The organism is Thermodesulfitimonas autotrophica, from assembly GCF_003815015.1.
Lineage (GTDB): Bacteria > Bacillota > Desulfotomaculia > Desulfotomaculales > Ammonificaceae > Thermodesulfitimonas > Thermodesulfitimonas autotrophica.
The window spans coordinates 245,379-265,949 of sequence record NZ_RKRE01000001.1 but is presented as its reverse complement, the minus strand read 5'-3'; the positions used below and the strand labels follow the sequence as shown (position 1 = coordinate 265,949).

17 protein-coding genes, 1 tRNA gene and 2 riboswitches are annotated in these 20,571 nt (G+C 55.9%); of the genes, 12 read left to right on the top strand and 6 right to left on the bottom strand.

The annotated features are described in order from the left end of the window. The first annotated feature begins 60 nt into the window (after positions 1–60). The 8 genes from EDD75_RS01240 to EDD75_RS01215 all read left to right on the top strand — a co-directional run bounded on the left by EDD75_RS01240 (position 61) and on the right by EDD75_RS01215 (position 7,801). The gene (locus EDD75_RS01240) at positions 61–1,578 is read left to right on the top strand and encodes an ASKHA domain-containing protein (protein WP_123926883.1); all 1,518 of its coding nucleotides are present in this window, start codon (positions 61–63) and stop codon (positions 1,576–1,578) included. A gap of 588 nt (positions 1,579–2,166) precedes the next feature. Then, complete coding sequence (locus EDD75_RS01235; protein ID WP_170157650.1) at positions 2,167–2,619, top strand: universal stress protein; 453 nt, start codon at positions 2,167–2,169, stop codon at positions 2,617–2,619. 206 nt (positions 2,620–2,825) lie between these two features. Then, positions 2,826–3,002, top strand: a complete 177-nt coding sequence (locus EDD75_RS11085; RefSeq protein WP_170157649.1) for a hypothetical protein — start codon at positions 2,826–2,828, stop codon at positions 3,000–3,002. Positions 3,003–3,014: 12 nt separating this feature from the next. Beyond that, positions 3,015–3,278 carry a hypothetical protein gene (locus tag EDD75_RS01230; RefSeq protein WP_123926877.1) on the top strand — a complete coding sequence of 88 codons (264 nt, stop codon included), beginning with the start codon at positions 3,015–3,017 and terminating at the stop codon, positions 3,276–3,278. 72 nt (positions 3,279–3,350) lie between these two features. After that, on the top strand, positions 3,351–4,937 hold the full coding sequence (locus tag EDD75_RS01225; RefSeq protein ID WP_123926874.1) for an MBL fold metallo-hydrolase: 1,587 nt from the start codon (positions 3,351–3,353) through the stop codon (positions 4,935–4,937). Positions 4,938–5,092: 155 nt separating this feature from the next. Further along, the gene (locus tag EDD75_RS01220; RefSeq protein WP_123926871.1) at positions 5,093–5,713 is read left to right on the top strand and encodes a hypothetical protein; all 621 of its coding nucleotides are present in this window, start codon (positions 5,093–5,095) and stop codon (positions 5,711–5,713) included. A 192-nt stretch (positions 5,714–5,905) separates the two neighbouring features. Further along, the gene (locus tag EDD75_RS11080) at positions 5,906–6,079 is read left to right on the top strand and encodes a hypothetical protein (RefSeq protein WP_170157648.1); all 174 of its coding nucleotides are present in this window, start codon (positions 5,906–5,908) and stop codon (positions 6,077–6,079) included. Between the two features lie 158 nt (positions 6,080–6,237). Then, positions 6,238–6,329, top strand: a riboswitch (cyclic di-GMP riboswitch). A gap of 71 nt (positions 6,330–6,400) precedes the next feature. Beyond that, positions 6,401–7,801 (top strand): ArsB/NhaD family transporter, encoded by a 1,401-nt coding sequence (locus tag EDD75_RS01215; protein WP_123926868.1) that lies wholly within the window; start codon positions 6,401–6,403, stop codon positions 7,799–7,801. Positions 7,802–7,882: 81 nt separating this feature from the next. On the opposite strand, the gene EDD75_RS01210 is transcribed toward EDD75_RS01215, so the two are convergent. Continuing rightward, entirely contained in the window at positions 7,883–9,589 is a 1,707-nt protein-coding gene (locus EDD75_RS01210; RefSeq protein WP_123926865.1) for a hypothetical protein, read from the bottom strand. A gap of 418 nt (positions 9,590–10,007) precedes the next feature. Between EDD75_RS01210 and EDD75_RS01205 the strand changes: the two genes are divergently transcribed. After that, positions 10,008–11,903, top strand: a complete 1,896-nt coding sequence (locus tag EDD75_RS01205; RefSeq protein WP_123926862.1) for a PrkA family serine protein kinase — start codon at positions 10,008–10,010, stop codon at positions 11,901–11,903. Positions 11,904–11,922: 19 nt separating this feature from the next. Next, positions 11,923–13,068 (top strand): sporulation protein YhbH, encoded by a 1,146-nt coding sequence (gene yhbH / locus EDD75_RS01200; RefSeq protein WP_123926859.1) that lies wholly within the window; start codon positions 11,923–11,925, stop codon positions 13,066–13,068. 6 nt (positions 13,069–13,074) lie between these two features. Here yhbH and EDD75_RS01195 read toward each other — a convergent pair whose 3' ends face one another. The 3 genes from EDD75_RS01195 to wtpA form a co-directional block, all read right to left on the bottom strand. Beyond that, on the bottom strand, positions 13,075–13,815 hold the full coding sequence (locus EDD75_RS01195; protein WP_123926856.1) for an ATP-binding cassette domain-containing protein: 741 nt from the start codon (positions 13,813–13,815) through the stop codon (positions 13,075–13,077). Further along, positions 13,802–14,593, bottom strand: coding sequence for an ABC transporter permease (locus tag EDD75_RS01190; RefSeq protein ID WP_123926854.1), 792 nt, complete (start codon positions 14,591–14,593; stop codon positions 13,802–13,804). Before EDD75_RS01190 ends, EDD75_RS01195 begins: the two co-directional genes overlap by 14 nt. A 94-nt stretch (positions 14,594–14,687) precedes the next feature. Then, positions 14,688–15,704 (bottom strand): tungstate ABC transporter substrate-binding protein WtpA, encoded by a 1,017-nt coding sequence (gene wtpA, locus EDD75_RS01185; RefSeq protein ID WP_123926850.1) that lies wholly within the window; start codon positions 15,702–15,704, stop codon positions 14,688–14,690. Between the two features lie 95 nt (positions 15,705–15,799). Further along, positions 15,800–15,919: riboswitch (molybdenum cofactor riboswitch) on the bottom strand. Positions 15,920–16,115: 196 nt separating this feature from the next. Here wtpA and EDD75_RS01180 point away from each other — a divergent pair. Then, positions 16,116–16,201: transfer RNA gene (locus EDD75_RS01180), tRNA-Leu, on the top strand. 206 nt (positions 16,202–16,407) lie between these two features. Here EDD75_RS01180 and EDD75_RS01175 read toward each other — a convergent pair. Next, a complete protein-coding gene (locus tag EDD75_RS01175; RefSeq protein ID WP_170157647.1) occupies positions 16,408–18,444 on the bottom strand; it encodes a transglycosylase domain-containing protein in 2,037 nt (678 codons plus the stop codon). Between the two features lie 328 nt (positions 18,445–18,772). On the opposite strand from EDD75_RS01175, the gene EDD75_RS01170 reads away from it, so the two are divergent. After that, the gene (locus EDD75_RS01170) at positions 18,773–19,738 is read left to right on the top strand and encodes a magnesium transporter CorA family protein (RefSeq protein ID WP_123926844.1); all 966 of its coding nucleotides are present in this window, start codon (positions 18,773–18,775) and stop codon (positions 19,736–19,738) included. Between the two features lie 153 nt (positions 19,739–19,891). On the opposite strand, the gene EDD75_RS01165 is transcribed toward EDD75_RS01170, so the two are convergent. Beyond that, positions 19,892–20,527, bottom strand: coding sequence for an MBL fold metallo-hydrolase (locus tag EDD75_RS01165; RefSeq protein ID WP_123926842.1), 636 nt, complete (start codon positions 20,525–20,527; stop codon positions 19,892–19,894). Between the last annotated feature and the right edge of the window lie 44 nt (positions 20,528–20,571).

Genomic DNA, 20,571 nt, shown 5'->3' with positions numbered 1-20,571 from the left:
CGAAGACTAACTAAAGCGGTAAAATGACTCCAGGTTATCTTTTCCGGAGGTAAGGGTTTCGTGTTAAGCAAGAAATTTTGTGTTACTTTAAGCCCGCCGCACCTCGGTGACAACCGGGCCGACGCGCCCCGGCTTCTCGCCGCGCTACCGGTGGATGGGAGTGTTGCGATTCCGCTAGCGGTGCTGCGCCGGATTTCAGAGCCGCTGCGGACCGGCGGCTGGCAGGTTACAGCGGCTCTCTGCCGAACCAAGTGCGGGTGGCGGCTCCAGGATGTGGAGCCGGGAGATACCACTGCTCGCCATTTCGGTCTTGCCGTGGACGTCGGAACTACAACTGTAGCGGTCGCCATAGTGGATCTAAGCGCCAAGAGAAAGGTTGCGGTGGCAACGGAAGAAAACCGGCAAGTTTCAGTGGCACAAGACATCTTGACCCGCCTGTGGACGGCGGCGGAACCGGACGGGCGGGCGATGCTCCAGAGCCTTATTGCCGAAACCATCAACGAGGCCACAGCAGCGGCGGCAGCAGAAGCAGGCATCCATCCCCAGGAGATCACCGCGGTTGCCGTGAGCGCCAACACCGGTATGGTTCATCTCCTCCTCGGGCTTGACCCCTCCCGGATCTACTGTGAGCCTTACATCCCGGTGGTCACTGCTCCCGACCTTCTGCGGGCTCAAGACATCGGCCTGGCCGTCCATCCGGAGGCTGTCGTCTATTTCCTGCCGGGTGTTGGTAGCTACGTCGGCGGCGACGCCATCGGCGGCGTGTTGGTAAGCGGGCTGCACCGGCAGGAAGAGATAACCCTCTTTGTAGATATTGGCACTAACGTGGAAATAATTCTCGGCAACCGGGAATGGCTCGTTGCCGCGGCCGGAGCGGCAGGCCCCGCACTCGAAGGGGGCGTTGTAGCGCAGGGGATGCGGGCACTGCCTGGCGCCATCAAGCGGGTCCATATCGACCCGGATACCCAGCGGGTGACCTACGAAGTCATCGGGGGCGGGAAACCGCGGGGGATATGCGGCTCAGGCGTTGTCGACGCGCTGGCCGGCATGCTTCTCTCCGGCATCATCGACCGGGCCGGGCATTTCCGGGACGGCCGGAACGCTTTCCTGGTGGCTCCGGGTAGCGAAACCGCGACCGGACAGGATATCGTCATCACCCAGCAGGACATCAAGAACTTTTTGAGGACAAAAGGAGCGGTGAACGCCGCTGTGGAGACACTCCTGGCGGCTGTGGGCCTGAACCCCCGCGAGATAGCTCGCTTTTACGCTGCTGGCGCCTTTGGCACGCACCTCGATGTTGAAGCTGCCGTCACCCTCGGCCTTTATCCCGACCTGCCGCGCGACCGGATCGTAAGCTTGGGCAACTCTGCGCTCGAAGCGGCCAGGCTTGCGCTCCTCTCGGAAGAGGTTAGGGAAGAACTGCGGACGATCATCGCGCAAATTACTTACATCGAGCTCAACGCCAACGCCGACTTTATGGCCCGCTTTGCAGGGAGCCAATTTTTTCCTCATACCGACATCTCACTTTATCCCACCGTAGCCGAAAAGCTCCGCGCAGCCGGGTTGCTCAAAAAGTAAGATAAAATGAGGTAAGGTTTGGGTGGGTAATCGCGGCCTCTTTACAGCGACAGGATGTGTTTGGTATTATAAAAGGTGAACGTGATAGCATTCGCAAACTGCCTTGAAGGAGTAAGCGTTTTCCAGGTGCGATGAATTCATAAAATATGGCGGCTTGCTATGGTTTTAAAGAGGCTTGCGATGAACGCATTCTTATAACGCATATCAGACTGAATTTCGTAAGAGTTGTTTAGAGGTCAGTTTTTATGCGGCGTCAGGAAAGCTTTTTGGGCTAAATAAAGGTGATATATTTCACAATATCCCTGCTCAGTTTAGCCCTCTTGGGAACGATTAATATGAGAGAAGAAGGTTTTCGAAGGAGTCGTTCACGACTAAGTTGCCACCGGGAACGAAAATGCGTGTAGGGGGAGGAAGGTAAAGTTTGGTCCGCGCGGTGAACGTGTGAGCGGGAGCGAAACAGGCCGAGACAGCCGCCGGTGTTGGCAATAATTGGTCATTTTCGGAGGAGGTGGTCTGAAGAGGCAAGGGGGAACAGGTATGGCAGGAAAGGTGACGGGAAAACAAAAAACTTTTAGGAGGAGAGAAGCGATGCTGAAAAAAGTACTTCTTCCTACGGATGGCTCCGTTAACGCCCTGAAAGCGGCGGAGTTTACGGTGGGTTTGATGAAGTTGTTGCCCGGTACCGAAGTAACCGTGATAAACGTCTATCAGGTGGTGCCGGAGTTCGGGATCTACGACTCGGGGTTCGAGACCTACGATAGCCTGTTGGATCCGGGAACTATAGAAACGGTGAAGCAGATGTCGCAGCGGGTCCTCGAGAAAACCGTAGCGATATTCGAGCAGGCGGGCTTGAAGGTGAATGCGGTTTCCGTAGAGGGCGAACCGGGGAGGAAAATCGCTGATTTTGCCAAAGAAGGTGGTTACGACCACATTGTGATCGGTTCACGGGGTATGGGTGCTTTGAGTGGTTTGGCTTCGGGCAGTGTGACCCAGAAGGTCTTGTATTTTGCCACTTGTCCCGTGACTGTAATTAAAGGCTAAAACTCTCTACCGGCGAAGCTGAAATAAGTCGGCTAAAAACCGTGTAAGTGAAGATAGAAGCCCGCCAGGGAACCCCTACTCCGGAACCTCTCCACGGGATGGTATGGCTTCTGATTGCGGCACCGCGGCAGGATTTTCTCCTTGCCTGTGGAATGATAGAACGAGGTTCCAGAAAAGGGTAGTGGTCAACCTTGGGCGAGCGCAATTTGAAGGCTGTTCTCATCGGGACCGTGACCTGTGAGAACCTATCTGCAGCCTATGCAGCAGTGCGCGCCCACGGCCTAGCCGTCTTCGGGACGGCCACGGCCAAGCCCCTGCAGGAACTGGCGAAGGTTCTTTCCGGGGGCGGGGAGGCGCGCTTCTACTTCTGTGCACCTACCTGAGCGCTGCCGCACGTGGCGGTCGCCGCGGGTTGGGTAGCCGGGCTCTGGACGAAGGTGCCGGAGGATGTGCAGATAGAAGAAATCAAGGCCGCCTTCGCGAAGATCTTCGGAAAGCTCTGGGACGAGGTGGTGGTCGGAAAGGACCGGGAGGCCCTCTTCCGTTTCTGGGAGGGTTACGTGGGCGTGGAGAGGCTTCATCCTCATCCTGAAATCACCGTGGCCCGGATCAGGGAGGAGAACCCGGGGATTCCGGTGCTGGAGGTACTACTGGGATAAGTAAAACCCACTATCACTAAAGTCGTATTATTGCCTAATGAAGGCTTTCCAAGGTTTTGGAGGTTTTCCCGCGTGAAAAACTGTCGCCTGTACCGCGCAGAAGAGGCTCAGGAGCTTTTACTCAAAACCGTGGTCTACCTGGAGGATAAACCGGGCCAGCTTCACGCCTTCGCCTCTTTGCTGGCCGAAAAAGGGGCTAACATAACCTATTTTTATTATAACCGTTCCGAAAACCCTAACCGGGTTCTATTGGAGGCCACGGGACCTGATAAAGAAGGGTTTAAAGAAATCTGTCAGGTATTAGAAAAAGAGGGTTTGCTGGACCCTCCTTCTTCCGAATCTGCACTGGAACTTAGTGTTCTCAGTCCTGAGAATGTCTTAAAGATACAGGCGCATCTCCCTCACCGTCCCGGGGAACTGGCCCGTCTGGCGGGGCTTTGCCGCGATTACCGGGCCAATGTGATTTACATGACCTACGACGAAAATCTCTCGCCCACTACCGTAACTGTGGCTTTAGCAACATCTGCTCCCCAGGAAGTGGACGATCTTTTAAAGGCTTTAAACCGCGTTGGTTATTGTTACAGCTGTGTTTACGAGGGTGCCAGCCAAAGTGAAGTTGACGAGATTATAGGCCTAAACCTTGCGGAACGCTTTTTCCTTCGTTTAAAAAAGCTTTTGGGCACGGAAGACCTGGAGCAGCTTCGCAAGGTAGTGCTTTCTTCCCAGCGACTTTGCACCTCCCTTACTCGCTTCAGCCAGCAGGCGGGAAGGAACCTCGCTGCAGGCCAGGTCTTTACCAATATCCTGGCCTTTGCCGCCTCGGCACGAGCCTACACAGGCGACAGGTTCAGCTACCGGCGTCTCCCTCCCTTACCTCTGGGGCGGGTGCTTTTTCACCTCTTCCGGCTACCGGTCGGCGGAAATATCTGTTTATTGGAGGCGCCGGAGGAGATAGTCATGATCGATGGTAGCTACGGAATTTACTACGAAGACGTTAAAAGGATGCTGCGGGAAAACGACCTCGAGCCGGAACGGATAACCAGGATTTACCTTTCCCACGCCGATGCCGACCACGCCGGCCTAAGTGGCTACTTCGCCCGGGAGTTCAGCACCCGGGTCTACCTTCACCCAGAAGCGCGCGGAGTTTTGGAGCACGAAAACCGGGCGTGGGGTACTAATTCCCCTCTACTCGAACTTAACCACTACTACACGGTACTGGTTAACAGTTTCACGGGCTTTGCGGTCCCTCAAAACTGGGAGCCTCTCAGAGCCGCGCGGCGGGGGGAGCTGGGCGGTTTTCTCGTTATCGACGACTTCACCGTCGGCGACCTTACCTTCCTGGTATTAGAAAGCAAAGGGGGACACGTGCGCGATCAAGTCTTTTTTGCAAGTCCAGAAGCAGGGATAATCTTTACCGCTGACTACCTCCTGTGGGTAGACAGCCTCCGGCTGGAAGAAAAGGAATTCCTTAACTTGCCTCGGTTTATGATGACGAGCACCAACGCCGTAAGCTCTCTTTTTCGCCAGGAGATGGAGGAGCTGAAAGACCTCGTCCTTGCTCTCGATGAAAAGCTGGCGGCCAAAAAGCGGGGGATGATCGTGGTACCCGGCCATGGCGACTATTATCCATCGAGGCTCCTTCATCCGGCGCGGAAGTAACCACGCCGCAGGCTTACAGTTCAGATATGTGACTTTTAGGAAGCCGGGCGGGGTTCGGAATGTATCCCCGTGAATTTGAACGCCTTTCACCCCCGGAAAAAGAAGATGTAACGCGTAGAGGTATAACGGGAAGCGCGGAAAGGGGGTGAACCGGGATGAGAAAGCCTAGCAGAATGATTGCCGTGCTGCTGGCACTATGCTTCCTTCTTGCCTTCGTTTTCCCCGCCGCAGCGGAGACCCTGCCGCCAGTCCAAACGCAGGTTCAGATACAGGAGCAGAACCAGGTCCAAACCCAGGTCCAAGCCCAGGTATACAGCCAAGTGTACGGCGTGGATCTTCCTGCCGACCTGGTGGCGGCGGTCAATGCCTTGAACCCGGAGCAGCTTCGGGCGCTGGCGAAGCTGATTCACGAGCGGCTCAAGGAGCTGGCCCCGGTGGAGTTCGCGGGCGTGGTAACGAAGGTCTACGGTGATACCTTCACGGTGGTTCGCGGCGGCAAGGGCTACCAGGTGGAAAAGACCTTCACCCTTACGACCGAGACCCGCATCGTGGGCGAAGGCAATCTAAAGGGAACTACTGAGATCAAACCCGGCCTGATGGTCAGGGTGACGGCTGCGGCCGATGGGAAGGCGCTGCTGGTCCGGCTGATCCCGGCAAAGAAGGCCGAGGCGCTGACAAAGGGTAAGGCACCGGGGAAGAAAGGCGCAGAAAAGAAAGCCAAACGCGCGAAAGTTGGTCGCGGAGCGAAAACCTACCATCCGCAGGGCAGGCAGTAGGCGTTCACTTATTGAAGAGTCGACCGGGGCCCCAAGCTTAGGGCTCCGGTCTTTCGTTTTCGTGGTGGCTACGCTGGCTCCAAACCTCTGGTGCCGGGCGAGAGTGCGCGCGTGTGCGCTTTTCTCTCTGCAGGAAAATCCCTCCCCGCGTCGAAAATCTTTCCGAACACCGCGAAAGGACGTCGCTTTTCGATGCATCCGAAGCGGCTCCTGCTTGCGCTAATTTTCCCGCTTCTGGTCTGCTTCCTTTCCGGCTGCGGCGGCACCGGGAAGCAGCAGGGACTCGTCTTCGCCTTGGAATTCGTTTTCAGCGAGGTGAACCGGCACCAACCCAAAAAGGTGCTGGAAGCGGCTTTCTTAGGCTGACTTGCCTACTAAATCTTGACGCAGTCGTTCCGCCTACTAATTCTTGACGCAGACTCAGGTACGCTAGTACATTCATGTTTAGTATATTACGCTTTGATAAGCCAGGTTGCCGTAAGTTTGCCGAAATGGTGCACATAGAAACTTAAATACAGACTGCTTTTCGGGTTGGGTAAACCAGGCGAAAGCCTGGGGCGCTAAAGCCATGGGTCTAAGGTCTGCGCAAGCAGGCTATGATCGCCAGGCTGAACGGTTTTCGACTACTGGGGGGGGTAGTCATTGGACTACCCCTTTTAATTTTGCAGTAAAAGGAGTGGAAGAGATTTGTTTAGCCAAACCCACGTCTTTTTAGCCACCGGCATTTTTTTGCTTACTTACGCCCTGATCATTTCCGAAAAAATTCACCGCACCGTTGCTGCGCTTTTGGGCGCGGTCGTGGTCATGCTGACCGGCATCATCACTCCAGAATTGGCCGTCCGCTATATAGATTGGAACACCATCGGTCTTTTAACGGGAATGATGATCGTTGTGGGTATCACGCGGGAGACGGGAGTTTTTAAATACCTGGCCATTAAGGCAGCTAAAATGGCGCGGGGCGAACCACTGCGCATTTTATCCTCTCTTTTCCTGGTCACTGCCGTTCTTTCCGCTCTATTGGATAACGTGACCACCGTATTGCTTGTCGTGCCCGTCACTTTCGCCATCGCCCGTAAGTTGGGCGTAAGCCCCTTACCTTTCTTAATTGCCGAAATTTTTGCCTCCAATATCGGGGGCACGGCCACACTGATTGGCGATCCCCCCAATATTATGATTGGCAGCGCCGTTGGACTGGGATTTATGGACTTCGTGATTAACCTTACACCGGTGGTAGTTGTGATTTATGTTTTAACCATCTTTATTTTGCGCCTGATTTACCGCCGGGATCTTGTTACGCAACCTGAGCGACAAAAAAGCATTATGGAACTCAATGAGTGGGATGAGATTAAGGATGCCGCTTTATTAAAACCGTGCCTCTGGGTTTTAGGATTAACCATTACCGGCTTTGCCCTGCACCAGTATGTACACTTGGAGAGTTCTGTAGTAGCTCTTGGCGGAGCAACCCTGCTGCTCCTGGTTACCCGCTTTGAACCGGAGCGTGCCTTCCACGCTGTGGAATGGCCGGTGATTTTCTTCTTCATTGGCCTTTTTGCCCTGGTAGGCGCATTAGAGGAAGTAGGTGTAATCGAGGCCGTTGCCCACTATGCCTTAAACATTACAGGAGGCCAGCTCTTGCCTGCTGGGATGCTTATCCTCTGGCTTGCGGCCCTGGCCTCGGCTTTTGTGGACAACATCCCCTTTGTGGCAACTATGATTCCCCTCATTCAGGACATGGGGCGCCTGGGGGGCATAGAAAACCTCAACTTTCTCTGGTGGTCCCTATCCCTGGGAGCTTGCCTAGGGGGTAACGGCACCATCGTTGGTGCCTCGGCCAACGTGGTGGTGGTGGGTATGGCGGAAAAAAGAGGCTTCCCTATTAGTTTTCTCGGCTTCTTCAAAGTAGCTTTTCCGCTCATGGTTCTTTCCATTGTTCTTTCTACAGGCTACCTGCTTGCTTGGCTACAATTTAATACCACCCGCGTGCTCTTATCAACCATGGGAACGGGACTGTTTTTGGCTCTCCTGCTGCACCTGGTACAAAAGCAGTTGGAACGAAAGGACCGGGCAGAGCCACTTCCCGAACCTTAAGTTTCTTTTCTTCGCCGCCCCTTTGGTCACCGGCTAATTTCGCGCACTACTCTCCGGAAACCTCACCCGATAGAAGCAACGTCACCAGGCATTCTGGGAACCGCGCAGCATCTGCACCGCAGTGCCCACCCAAAAGTCCCGCTCCAAAGGCTGGGCCGCGATACCAGAAGCGTCTGCGATTTTCACCAGCAGGCGGTGGAAGCCTTCGGCCAGGCCTTTTTTCAGTGTCAGCTGCACCTCCAAGCAATAGCCGTCAACCCGCTTAAGGTGCAACTCGTAAAGCTCCGGCTCAGAGCGCACGTCGTAGCCGTCGAGGTAAAAGCGCAGCGTAGCAGGATCGAGCGCTTTTACCTGACGGCTTGCCGGGTCGCTCCTCGCGACCGCGGGGATGATTCGGACGGCGATTTCGCCCGCGTTGAGCATCAGCGTCAGCCTTTCGGCCTCAGATGTTGCCGGGTCGCCACCCAGCCGCACTACCGGCTGGAGCAACCGGCGAAAATGAGCCCGCGCGGTAGCAAGATCGGGGTGGGGCGTGACTAAAAGCGCCACGATAAAGGCCAAGAGGGCATTTTCTTCCTCCGTTCTGGTAAGTGCTGTCAGCTTTCCGGCGGCGAGGGTGGCAGCGAGCTGGGCTGCCATCCGGCCCCGCAACTCAAAAAGTTTCAGAAAGCGGAAGCTGAAGTCTTCGGGGTTCTGGAAAATGTGGGCCACTTCACCCGGCAAAAGCTTGCCGAGGCGGTGGGCAATCCGGTAAAGCAGGGTACCCGGCTTGGTAACAGCGCGGACCACCACGGGCCACGGATAGACCTCCCATGGCGCGGTAGGTGGTAGCTTCGCGAGTCCGGCAATCTCCTCGTAGCGCTTGCAGAAGAGACCACGCACCACTCCTTCGACCGCCATCCCGATATAGTCCGGCCCGCCAGTAACGGTTGGGCTTACGCCACGGTAGATAGCTTCGGGCAGCGCCGGGTTGAGGAAAGTGGCCAGGTGAACGAGGAGCCGGAGCCCCTCGATGGTCATGCGGAGATTTTCCCGCAGCAACTCTATCTCCTCGGGCAGAATGCGTGCCGCTACACCCCGAAACCGCTCTGAAGTGACTGTGAGCAGGTTAGAGAGCTGGGCCCGCCGCCGGTAATTGCGGAAAAACTCTACCCTGCTGCTGTCAAACCGGCCGTCGCCACCGTAGCAGGCAAACAACAGATCGTGGAAAAATTCGCTAAGCGCATGGTCTACCAGCCGGTATTGCGCCAGAATCTCGGGGTGGAAATCCGCGCCGAGCACCCGGTGGGAGTTAGCGTAACCCGGGAAAATAGACTCTTCGTCGGGCGGGGTATAAGGATCAGGGAGAAGCTGGCCGTGCACGTCCACCGGGGCGTAATGCGCGTACCAGTCGGCAAGCTGGTGGGCGAGCCACCCGCAGGCTACAGCCAGTTCCTCGTCCGGATAAAGGTGTTTTCCTCGCTGCTGCGCCTTCAGCCACTCCTCAACCAGCGCGTAGCCGAAAATGGGGTTACCGGCCGCATTGTCGGGGATAAAATTATGGGCATAGTCGTAGACGCTGCTGCCCGTCAAGATATGAAGGGTGGCGATGGCGTCCGCACTGTTACCAGCGAAGATAAAGACATCCCGGTGGCGTCGCAGGTAGCCCAAAAGCTCCCGGTTGACGGCTGGATTCCCGAGTGCCGCTTCGCGTTCGGCTTGTCTCAGCGCCCGGTAGTTGATGTAGGGGTGGGTCAGCGGCCCCCACCAGAAAAGCGGGAAAAAGGGAAGTAGAAGAAGCCGAACCAAAAGATTTTGAGCCCGCCGCCAAAATCTTTGTAGCCTTTCCCGCCACCGGCCGGTAAGAAGCTGCACAGTCTGCTTGCCCCCAGCACTTTTCTCGCTCCGGCATGCTGCGCGCCCTGATGCTTCGCGCGGCACTAAAGCGGTAGACTCCCTTACCTGGTGCTTTTGTAACCAGGATATTCAGGAGCGGGGAGAGTGTTTTTACCCTATCGCTCCTATGCCGGTAGAAGCGAAAAGGGTCAACCGTCCTTTTCGTCCTTCCAGAGGCATATATTTCACTGGAGGGAAAGCCGGACATAACTGCCGCGAAAAAGGCCTTTGCCTGGGACATCTTCCTGTCACTTTCTCAACTTGCACCCGACCGCGGGTGATAGCGGCCTTTTCGCCGGGAAATGCGCTTCCGCTTACTGGGGGGATGGAGGTGGAGTTCATCAAACGTCTTAAAGAACACCAGGATGCCGAGAGGCGGCTTGCCTGGGAGGGTACTTTTAAAGATTATATCGAGCTTGTGCGCAAGAACCCGCAGATCTGCCAGCTTGCGCACAGCCGCATCTACAACATGATCGTTGCTGCAGGGGTAGAAGCGGTTGACGGGCAGAAGCGGTACAAATTCTTTAGCCGGGAGCTTTTCGGCCTCGACCGGACGTTAGAGAAGTTAGTCGAGGAATACTTTCACCCGGCAGCGCGGCGGCTGGACGTCCGCAAGCGTATCCTCCTGCTCATGGGGCCTGTTAGCGGGGGAAAATCAACCCTCGTAAATCTCCTTAAAAGGGGTCTGGAGCAGTACACCCGTACTGATGCGGGGGCGGTATACGCCATCAAGGGTTGCCCGATGCATGAGGAACCGCTTCACCTTATCCCCCGGGGACTCCGGGGCGAGTTTCAGCGGGAGTACGGCGTCTACATCGAAGGGGAGCTCTGCCCGGTCTGCCGCCTGCGCGTGGAAACGGAGTACAGCGGGCGCATCGAAGACGTACCGGTGGAGCGGGTCCTCTTTTCTGAGGAGAAGCGGATCGGCATCGGCACCTTCACTCCTTCCGACCCGAAGTCCCAGGATATCGCGGAACTCACCGGGAGCATCGACTTTTCTACCATCGCGGAATACGGCTCCGAATCCGACCCCCGCGCCTACCGTTTCGACGGCGAACTCAACATTGCCAACAGGGGGATCATGGAGTTCCAGGAGATGCTCAAGTGCGACGAGCGTTTCCTCTGGAACCTCCTTTCTCTCTCTCAAGAAGGCAATTTCAAAGCTGGCCGCTTTGCCCTGATTTACGCCGATGAGCTAATCATTGCCCATTCGAACGAGGCGGAATACAAAGCTTTTATCAGTAACAAGAAAAACGAAGCGCTCCTATCGCGAATGATCGTGATGAAAATCCCTTACAACCTGCGGGTCTCGGACGAAATCAAAATCTACCAAAAGCTCATCAAACAGAGCGATCTGAAAGACATCCACATCGCCCCGCACGCCCTGCGCGTAGCCGCCATTTTTTCTGTCCTCTCACGCCTGAAAGAATCAAAAAAGCAGGGGATAGACATCGTCAAAAAACTAAAGCTTTACGACGGTGAAGACCTGGAAGGCTTCAAGCAGGCAGACGTAGCCGAGCTTATGGCCGAGCACCCGGACGAAGGGATGAGCGGGGTGGACCCGCGCTACGTGATTAACCGGCTCTGCTCCGCCCTCATCCGCAGCGAAACCCGCTGCATCGGGCCCCTTGACGTACTCCGGGCCCTGAAGGACGGCCTCGACCAGCACCCCTCGGTCACGCCTGAAGAACGCGAGCGGCTGTTAAACTTTATTTCGCTCGCCCGGCGGGAGTACGACGAGATCGCCAAGCGGGAGGTCCAGAAGGCGTTTGTTTATTCCTTTGAGGAATCGGCCCGGAACCTCTTCGATAACTACCTCGACAACGTGGAAGCCTATTGCAGCGGGGCTAAAGTACGTGACCCTATTACGGACGAGGAACTCGAACCCGACGAGCGGCTGATGCGCTCAATTGAAGAACAGATCGGCGTCAGCGAAACGGCGAAAAAGAGTTTCCGGGAGGAGATCCTCATCCGGCTATCGAGTTACGCCCGCAAAGGTAGGCGCTTCGACTATACCGCGCACGAGCGGCTGCGCGAGGCGATTGAACGCAAGCTTTTCGCTGACCTTAAGGACGTGATCAAAATCACCACTACGACAAAAACACCTGACGCCGAGCAACTTAAACGATTAAGCGTGGTGAGCGAAAGGCTTATTCGTGAGTACGGTTACTGCCCGGTTTGCGCGAGCGAATTGCTGCGCTATGTCGGCAGCCTCCTGAGTCGCTAAGAATAGAGGAGGGGAGGGAATGGATTTTACAATTACCCGGGAGGATTGGTCACTCCACCGGAAGGGAGAGATCGACGCCCGGCGCCACCAGGAAAAGGTTCGGGAGGCCATCTGCCGGCGGCTTGCCGAAATAGTGACCGAGGAAAGTATCATCCTGAGCAACGGACAGCGGATTGTCCGTGTGCCCATCCGCTCGCTTGAGGAATACCGCTTCCGCTTCAACTACAACAAGATGCGGCGGGTAGGGCAGGGGAATGGGAAGACGCAGGTAGGCGACCTGATTATAACCGGGCGACCCCGGGGACAGGGTAAGGGGGCAGGCGAGGAGCCGGGCATCGATTACTACGAGGCGGAAGTTACCATCGACGAAATCGCCAACGTCCTTTTCGAGGAACTTTGCTTACCAGACCTGAAGTCGGACCGGAAAATGCAGGCGGCCGTTGACGCGCTCGAGTTTTCCGATATCCGTAAGAAAGGCCTCTCCACTAACATCGACCGCAAGCGCACTCTACTCGCGGTCCTGAAGCGTAACGCACTTAACGGCAGGCCGGGCTTCCACGATATCCGGCCCGAAGACCTCCGTTACCGCACCTGGAACCCGCGCATCTCTTCGGAAGCTGGCGCCGTGGTCATCGCCATGATGGATACCTCAGGCTCGATGGGTCCTTTTGAGAAGTATATCGCCCGTTGTTTCTTTTTCTGGGTGGTCCGTTTCTTACGCACGAAATACCAGAACGTGGAAATAATATATCTTACCCACCATACCGAAGCCCGCGAGGTTAAAGAGGAAGAGTTCTTTCAGAAAGGAGAGAGCGGGGGAACGCGCTGCTCTTCGGTCTACCGGTTGGCCCTCGAGATTATCAACCAGCGTTACCCGCCCGATGATTATAACGTTTACGCCTTCCATTTCTCGGATGGTGATAACCTTAACACTGATAACGACCTCTGCATCAGCCTGGTACAGGAGTTGCTGAAGGTTACCAATTTGGTAGGCTACGGCGAGATCGAAGGCCCTTACTACTACACGAGTACGCTCAAAACGGCTTACCGCGCGATCAACCATCCCCGTTTCGTTACTGTTACGCTCCGGGACAAGGGAGACGTCTATAAAGCCCTTAAGACCTTCTTCGGACGCCAGCAGAGCCGGAATGAGGGGGCGTCTTAGCTGGCCTTAGCCGTCAGGTCGCGCGAATGCCGGAGGCTGATAGAAATTCTCGGTTCCCACAAAACGCGCCACCTCCCGGGATTTAGGGCTGCGGAAAACCTCTTGGGGCGTCCCCACCTGGGCCAAAGCGCCGTCAAGGATTACCGCCACCCGGTCGGCCAGCGCAAAAACCTCTTCGAAGTTATGGGTGACCATCACGGTGGTCAGCCCCAGGGCCAGGTGAAGCTTTTTCAACTCTCGCTCTGTTTCTCTCCTGGTAGCAGGGTCAAGCGCACTCAGCGGTTCGTCCAAAAGGAGCATTTGCGGCTGGGCCGCCAGGGCGCGAGCTAGCGCGACGCGCTGTTTCTCGCCGCCACTGAGACTACCCGGGTAACGCGCCAACAGGTGGCCTATTCCTAAGAGATCGACCACCTCACGCCAATCCTGGCCCTTCCGCTCAGACTGACGGCGAAAGCGCAGGGCATAGGTAATATTTTCGCTGACCTTGAGGTGGGGAAAGAGAGCATAATCCTGGTAAACGATAGCGATTTCCCGGCGTTCGGGTGGCAAAAGGGTGACGTCCCGGCCCGATAGAAAAACACGCCCCCGGGTAGGGAAGTGAAGGCCGGCAATAGTTTCCAGCAGCACCGTTTTGCCTGCGCCGGTAGGGCCGAGAAGCACAAAGAATTCGCCGCGCGCCACCTGAAAAGTGATCTCTTTTAGGGTGAAAGCACCGCACCTAACTGTAAGGTTTTCAACTTTTAGCATGCCCTTCCCCTTTCACCGCTACAAGCTGGAGGAGAAGAAAGAGCAATAAGGCAAGTAGAATGAGCACCACCGCCACCGGCTGCGCGTAGGTGAGCCCGAAAGACTCCAACCGCTCGTAGATCAGGGTAGGCGCAACCAGCGGGTGGTAAGCCAGGATAATAACCGCGCCAAACTCGCTCAACGCCCGGGCCCAGGTGAGGATCATTCCGGTCAGGATGCCGCGCCAGGCAAGCGGCAGGGTAACCGAAAAGAAAACCGCCGTGGGAGTGGCCCCCAGAGTGCGCGCCACATTCTCTAACCGCGGCGGGACAGCAAGGAAGGCGTCGCGCGCGGCGTTGATTAAGAGCGGCAGACTGACGAAAAGCATCGCGATGATAATCCCGGCATACGTACCCACAAATTCGATCCCCAGGGCAGAAAACATTCGTCCGAGCCAGCAATTCTTGCTCAGCACCGCCAGCAGGACGATGCCCGCCACCGTGTGCGGAATCACCACCGGGATGTTGACGGCCGCCTCCACCAGCCGTTTCCCGCGGAATTCCTGGCGCGCGAGGAAGTACCCGAACGGCACACCCCACACCGTAGCGATGAAAGTGGTCGTCGTAGCGGTAAAAAAGCTTGTAAAAATAGCGGTGATGACCTCCCGGTCCCGGAGCGTTCGCCCCAAAAGCGCCGGGCTGGTAGAGAGGGAGGTGTGCAGGATAGGGAAAAGGATGAAAAAAAGCACTGCCAGCCCGCTGCCAAGCGAAACCCAGTAGATGCGCTCCAAACGCCGCACGTGCGAATCCTCCTTCAACATAAACATTTGCCGGTAGACCGGGCACGAGCGGCGCCTGCGCTAATCCTGTGCCGCTCGCACTCCCGGCCTTCCTTTAAGCCGCCGGCTTCAAAGCCGCCTCTTTCAGCTCCGGCGGCAATGTACCTTTGTACAGCGGCGGGTCAAACACCGGCTGGCCGCACTCTTTGAGGATCCGGAGGCCCTGGTTCCGGTCTATCATAAACTTTAAGAAGGCCGTGGCCGCCTCGCGGTTGGGAGCATTTTTCAAAAGGGCGACTCCGTAAACGATCGGTTTGCCGCTATAGGTGACCATCTCCCCCGGCTTCTTCCCTTTGACCCGCACCGCGGCCTCCTTGTAAAAGCTGGCGTAACGGATGTCGCTGAGGTTCAATTCCGGCGGCAGGGTAACGTAGGGCAGCTTGTGCTGCTCGGCCACCGACCGGTAAATAAAAACATAGTCCAAGGTTTTGGTCTCTAAGAGTGAAATCAGGTCCACCTCTTTCGGCCGGATGTTCCGCGGCGGGCAGCCCCGATTCAACTTTTCGTAAAGACCGGGATCCCGGTAATACTTCGCCGCCAACTGCCAGCACATCAGCGTTCGGTAGCCGCAGGGATCGGCGTTTTCGTCGCTACGGCCGTAGTTCACACCCGGTCGGAGCAGGATTTTGTACCAATTCTTGCTGTTAATCTCTCCCGCGTATTTGCTTTGAGGTGTGTACATTATCACGAGTTCATTCCGGGCGAAGAGGACGTTATGGTCGGTGTACGTGGGATACAGCAAGTCATCAATCACGGTGTAGTCCGCGGCAGCCACTATGTCGCACGGGCGGTGTAAGTCGGTGACCTTTCTGGCTGCAGTCCGGGAACCGCTTGCCTCCCGTTCAATTTTCACCCCGGGGTGCAGCCGCTCAAACTCCTTCGCCATTTTATCCAATGGTACCGTAAGGCTGCCCGCGTGAAAGATGACAACCTTTCCCTTCAACGTCTCTTTTGGGGCGGGCTTCGTTGCTGGCTGGTGCATGCTTCCCGTGTTCTTACCCCCGCAACCAGCGGTTAGCGCTAAAAGTAGGGCAGCAGCTAAAATGGTCAGGAAACGCCGCCAAAACCGCATCTTCTTTCCTCCTTTTCCCGAAAAGTTGCGTAAGATCGCAAGACGCTCCTAAAAACTAAATTCCGGCAGGGCAACACCCGGCCGGAACGGTGAAGAAAACCGCTTCGCCACCTCCTTTCCGCCGGGAGGCGCACCCGTTTCCAGGTACACCCTGTCGGCCCTGGCCCCTTAGCTTTTCGCCGCCTTAAGTGACCGGGCTCGGAGGTTTACCGCTAAATTTTCGCCGTCCGTTACTTTTTTCCTGCTGAGGCGCAAAATTTCGTCCGACAAGAAGTCTTATTTTAGCCCACCTCAATATTTCTCAGTCTTCCGGTTATACTGACTTCCGGTTATACTGAAGCCTCTTGCTTTTTTCGGCTACGAATACTTGTCGCGGACTAGCCCGGTGTGCTAAAATAGCTTTGCAAACAGGCCGAAGTGGCGGAACTGGCAGACGCGCACGACTCAAAATCGTGTGGGCACCGCCCGTGTGGGTTCGACTCCCACCTTCGGCACCAGGAGAGAAGAAAACCCGCTCACCGCATAGGTTTGCGGGTTTTTGGCTATCATTGATAAAATCTACGCCGCTTTCTCTTAAAATGGCGAATCGTGTGGGGCTGAAATCACCACTACTAGCCTAAACGATTCCGTTCCGAAAGAACTTTCCCGGATAGCTCAGATCGATAGAAGCGACCAGAACAGTCGAATAACCCTGTCGGATACCTTAGCCGTACGTGGCTGCCGGTAAGCCGGCCGGAGGAGGTGAGCTATTCGGCGGGCTTTCTCCCGGCGTCAGAGGGGGTACGGGCTGCTGACCCGGAGGAGCAGCAGGTGGCGTTCCCTCGCCCGGCGGGGCAGGGGAGAGGCCTGGAGAGCTTTCGGCGCCTGGGGCTGTCTCTTGACCGTAAGTCTCTGACGGCACAGAACCATAAACCCCAGGCGGAACGGCGGGTTCTTGCGGCTTGGGAGTGGTTTGTTGCTCTACCGGGGGCACGGTAAGCAGATAGCCCTTTAGCCCTAATGCGTCGACCATTATTTTGCGCCAAAGCCGCGCGCAGTATTTTCCCCCGTAAGCATAAGGCATCGGGTGAGGCTCATCCCAGCCCATCCAGACTACACCCACCAACTTAGGCACCCAGCCGCAGAACCATAAGTCTTTTCCTTCGTCAGTGGTGCCCGTCTTTCCAGCGGCTATAGTACCAATACGGGCGTTTCTCCCCGTCCCGTACCGTACCGCGGCGCGGAGCATAGCAGCTATTGTCGATGCCGTCTCTGACTCCATAGCCCGGTAGCGGTGGGGTGTAGCTTCCTCCAAAACGTTACCTGCAGCGTCGGTGATTCGTGTTACCACGTACGGCTCCACATATTCCCCTCCGTTAGCGAAGGCGGCGTAAGCCGCTGCCATCTCCAAAGGGGTAACCCCACGGTGCAGTCCGCCCAGGGCAGCGCTCAGCCCATCCTTGGCCGGATCGACGTGAATGCCGAGCTGCGCCGCGAAGCGGGCTGCCCTCTCGAGTCCGACTTCATTCAAAACCTTAACCGCTACCACATTGATGGAGTAGGCGACCGCATCTTGCAGGGTGATATCGCCCCGGTATCTCCCATCGTAGTTTTTAGGGGCATAGGAGCCAAAGCGCACCGGTTCATCCCGGACTACTGTTTGTGGTCCCATTCCCAAGAACTCGACAGCCGGAGCGTATACCAGGATGGGTTTCAGCGCTGAGCCCGGCTGCCGGCGGGCTTGTACTGCCCGGTTGAACTGGCGCTGAGCAACCCGTTCCCGGCTCCCCACCAAAGCGCGGACCGCTCCCGTGGCGGGATCAACCAGGACTACCGCCACCTGAGGTTGGAGAAAGCCTTGGACATCCCGGATGGAAGGGGGGAAGTTTGCTGCGTTAGCTACTTCCTTTTCTACCACTTGCTGGGCGCGGCGATCAAGCGTGGTATAAATCCGGAAGCCACCGAGAAGGTACCGCTGCCCGTATTGTTTCTCTACGCTCATGAGAACGTAATCGGTAAAGTCGGGGTAAGGATACTCCTGTGTTGGGCTGTTCCCCCGGTGGAGGCGCAGGGGTTCTTGCCGGGCCCGTTGGTGTTCTTCGGGGGTGATAAAGCGGCAGGAGAGCATCTGATAGAGAACGTAGTCCCGCCGCTCTAAAGCGTCTGAAGGGTTGCGAAAGGGATCATAGTAGCTCGGCGCCTGAACCATCCCGGCTAAAAGGGCGGCTTCGCCCAACGTTAGGGTAGAAACCTTCTTATGAAAGTAGGTTTCGGCAGCAGCACCAATGCCCCACGCCCCCTCACCAAAATAGATCCGGTTCAAATAAAAGGTTAAGATTTCGTCTTTAGTGTAGTAGCGCTCTAACTTAATCGCGAGGAAGATCTCCTGGATCTTGCGCTTTAGGGTGCGGGAGGGAACAAGGAAAGCGTTTTTCGCCAACTGCTGGGTGATGGTGCTTCCGCCCTGCATAATGCGGTGGTGGAAAAGATTACTAAGGGCAGCACGGGCCAAGCCAACCGGGTCAATACCGCAGTGACGGTAAAAGCGTTTATCCTCTGCCGCTACAAAGGCATGCTTAACATAAGTAGGAATATCGTTCTGCCGGACGGGAATATAGTTCCGGAAACCCAAAGTAGCGAAGGGAGTCCCGTCAGCAGCGTAAAGCGTGCTGGGCGCGTCAAGGTGCAGCGTCTCTATCCGCCACGTAGGAAGATCGCGCAACGCGGTGTAAGTAAGCCAGCCGCCAACTACGATTCCCAAGAAGGAAGTTCCTCCAACTACCAGAAGAACCAACCGCCGAAGGTTCAGTTTTCTTCGTGGCATAAGTTTTTTCGGCATGAAGCTGCGCGCCTCCAAGATTTTTGTTGTTTTAGTTCCCGGAAGTCATGATTCCCCCAGCCGGCTCCGGGTACGGGTGTGCGTTAATCCCTTTTCCCTCTACCATGTTATAATACTACTGGCAACGGGGTTTCCGCTACCAGGCAGATTGAGTCTTGAGGCGTCCGAGTACAAACTGGAATAGGCTTGCCTCTAATTTCTGGTTCTGTTATGCTTTATAAAGCGGTGCTTGGGCGATGGGAGAGAGAGCGTGATTCGGGTCTACCAAACCGTGGGCGAAGAGCTGGTGCAATTACAGGATCTGGAGGGTAAAAACCTCTGGATCTGCTTGATTGCCCCTACGGAGGAAGAGATTGCTGAGGTAAGCAGGAAAACAGGAATCGAAGGCGAGTACCTCCAACATCCTCTTGACGACGAGGAACGCCCGCGGATTGAATTTAATGCGGACCAGATCCTGTTTATCATTAAAATCCCGGTCGAGAAGAAGCGCCGTAACTGTATTTTCCACGATACCATTCCGCTCGGGATTATCATTACGAGAGAACATATTGTTACCGTCTGTCTTGAAGATACGCCCCTTTTTTCGGAGTTGATCAATAGCCCGGACCCAATATACACCTTTAAAAGAACGCGCTTTTTACTCCAGGTGCTGGTGAAAACGGCGGCGCTTTACCTCCGCTACTTACGTCAAATAGATAAGCGGAGCTCGGAGCTCCAGCAAAACCTTTCGCACGCGATGAAAAACGAGGAACTCCTACATTTGCTTGAAGTGCAAAAGAGTTTGGTGTATTTTACCACGTCACTGAAAGCGAACGGAATAGTGATGGAAAAACTCCTCCGGACCCACCTGGCGAAAACAACGGCGGACTCAGCGGATAGGCTTATCAAGATGCGGCCAGACGACGAAGATCTCCTGGAGGATGTGATTACCGAAAACAAGCAGGCCATCGAGATGAGTACTACCTACAGCGTGATTTTAACGGAAACGATGGATGCCTTCGCGTCGCTGATTTCGAACAATCTAAATATGGTGATGAAATTCCTGACATCGGTTACCATCGTACTTTCTCTGCCTACGATTATTACCGGCTTCTTTGGGATGAACGTCCACCTGCCTCTTCAGGGCTGGCCGCACGCTTATTTAGGGATTTTAGGAACTACCGCCGGACTTTGCGGGCTGGTAACTTACATTCTCGCCCGCAAGCATATGTTTTGATGATGCAACCACCGGCGGCGAACGATTGACATTAAAACCAAATCCAGTATAAAATAAAAGTGCAAGAGACGGTGGTTGCCTGCCGGGAGCGTCGCCAGGCGCTCTCGGGGGCACATAAAGGCCCGGGAATACCGGGCCTTAGCATTTGGAGGGTTAGCGGCTAAGCTCGAGAACTACTACTGCGGTGGGAGCAGGAAGATCGTCCGGTGAAAGCTCAAGAACGGTGCGCCGCTCGGCTGCCGGAAAGTGCCGGAGAAAGTTATCGACCGGCGTGATCGGAAACTTGAGGTATTCGGTTTTGTAGTGCATCGGCACAGCCACCCGCGGTTTCATTGCTTTTACCAGCGCTGCCGCCTCATCCGCATCGATTGTGTAGGTCCCGCCGCAAGGAACGAGAAGAATATCCACCGGCCCGATTTCCTGGAGTTTTCCAGCGTCGAGCGGGTGACCGAGATCGCCAAGGTGGCAGACTGTTATCCCGTCGGCCTCAATCACAAAAACGGTATTGGGGCCGCGCTCCGCACCCAGTTTCTTGTCGTGGAAGGTGGCGATACCGCGGATATTCACTCCCTTAATCTGCCGGGCGCCGGTGCCTTCTACCACCGTAGGATTCCCCTTAAGGACGCCAACAGCGTTATGGTCGAAATGCTGGTGGCTCACGGTAACGATATCCGGCACCACCTGAGGCAGGGGATAACCAACCGTGGCGTCAAAAGGGTCGGTTACGATTTTTGTGCCTTCACGGGTCGTAAGGAGAAAGCAGGCGTGGCCTAACCATTTAAGCTGCATTTGTACCACCTCGCGTCCACAAGATTTACCCGTATGATGGCCGG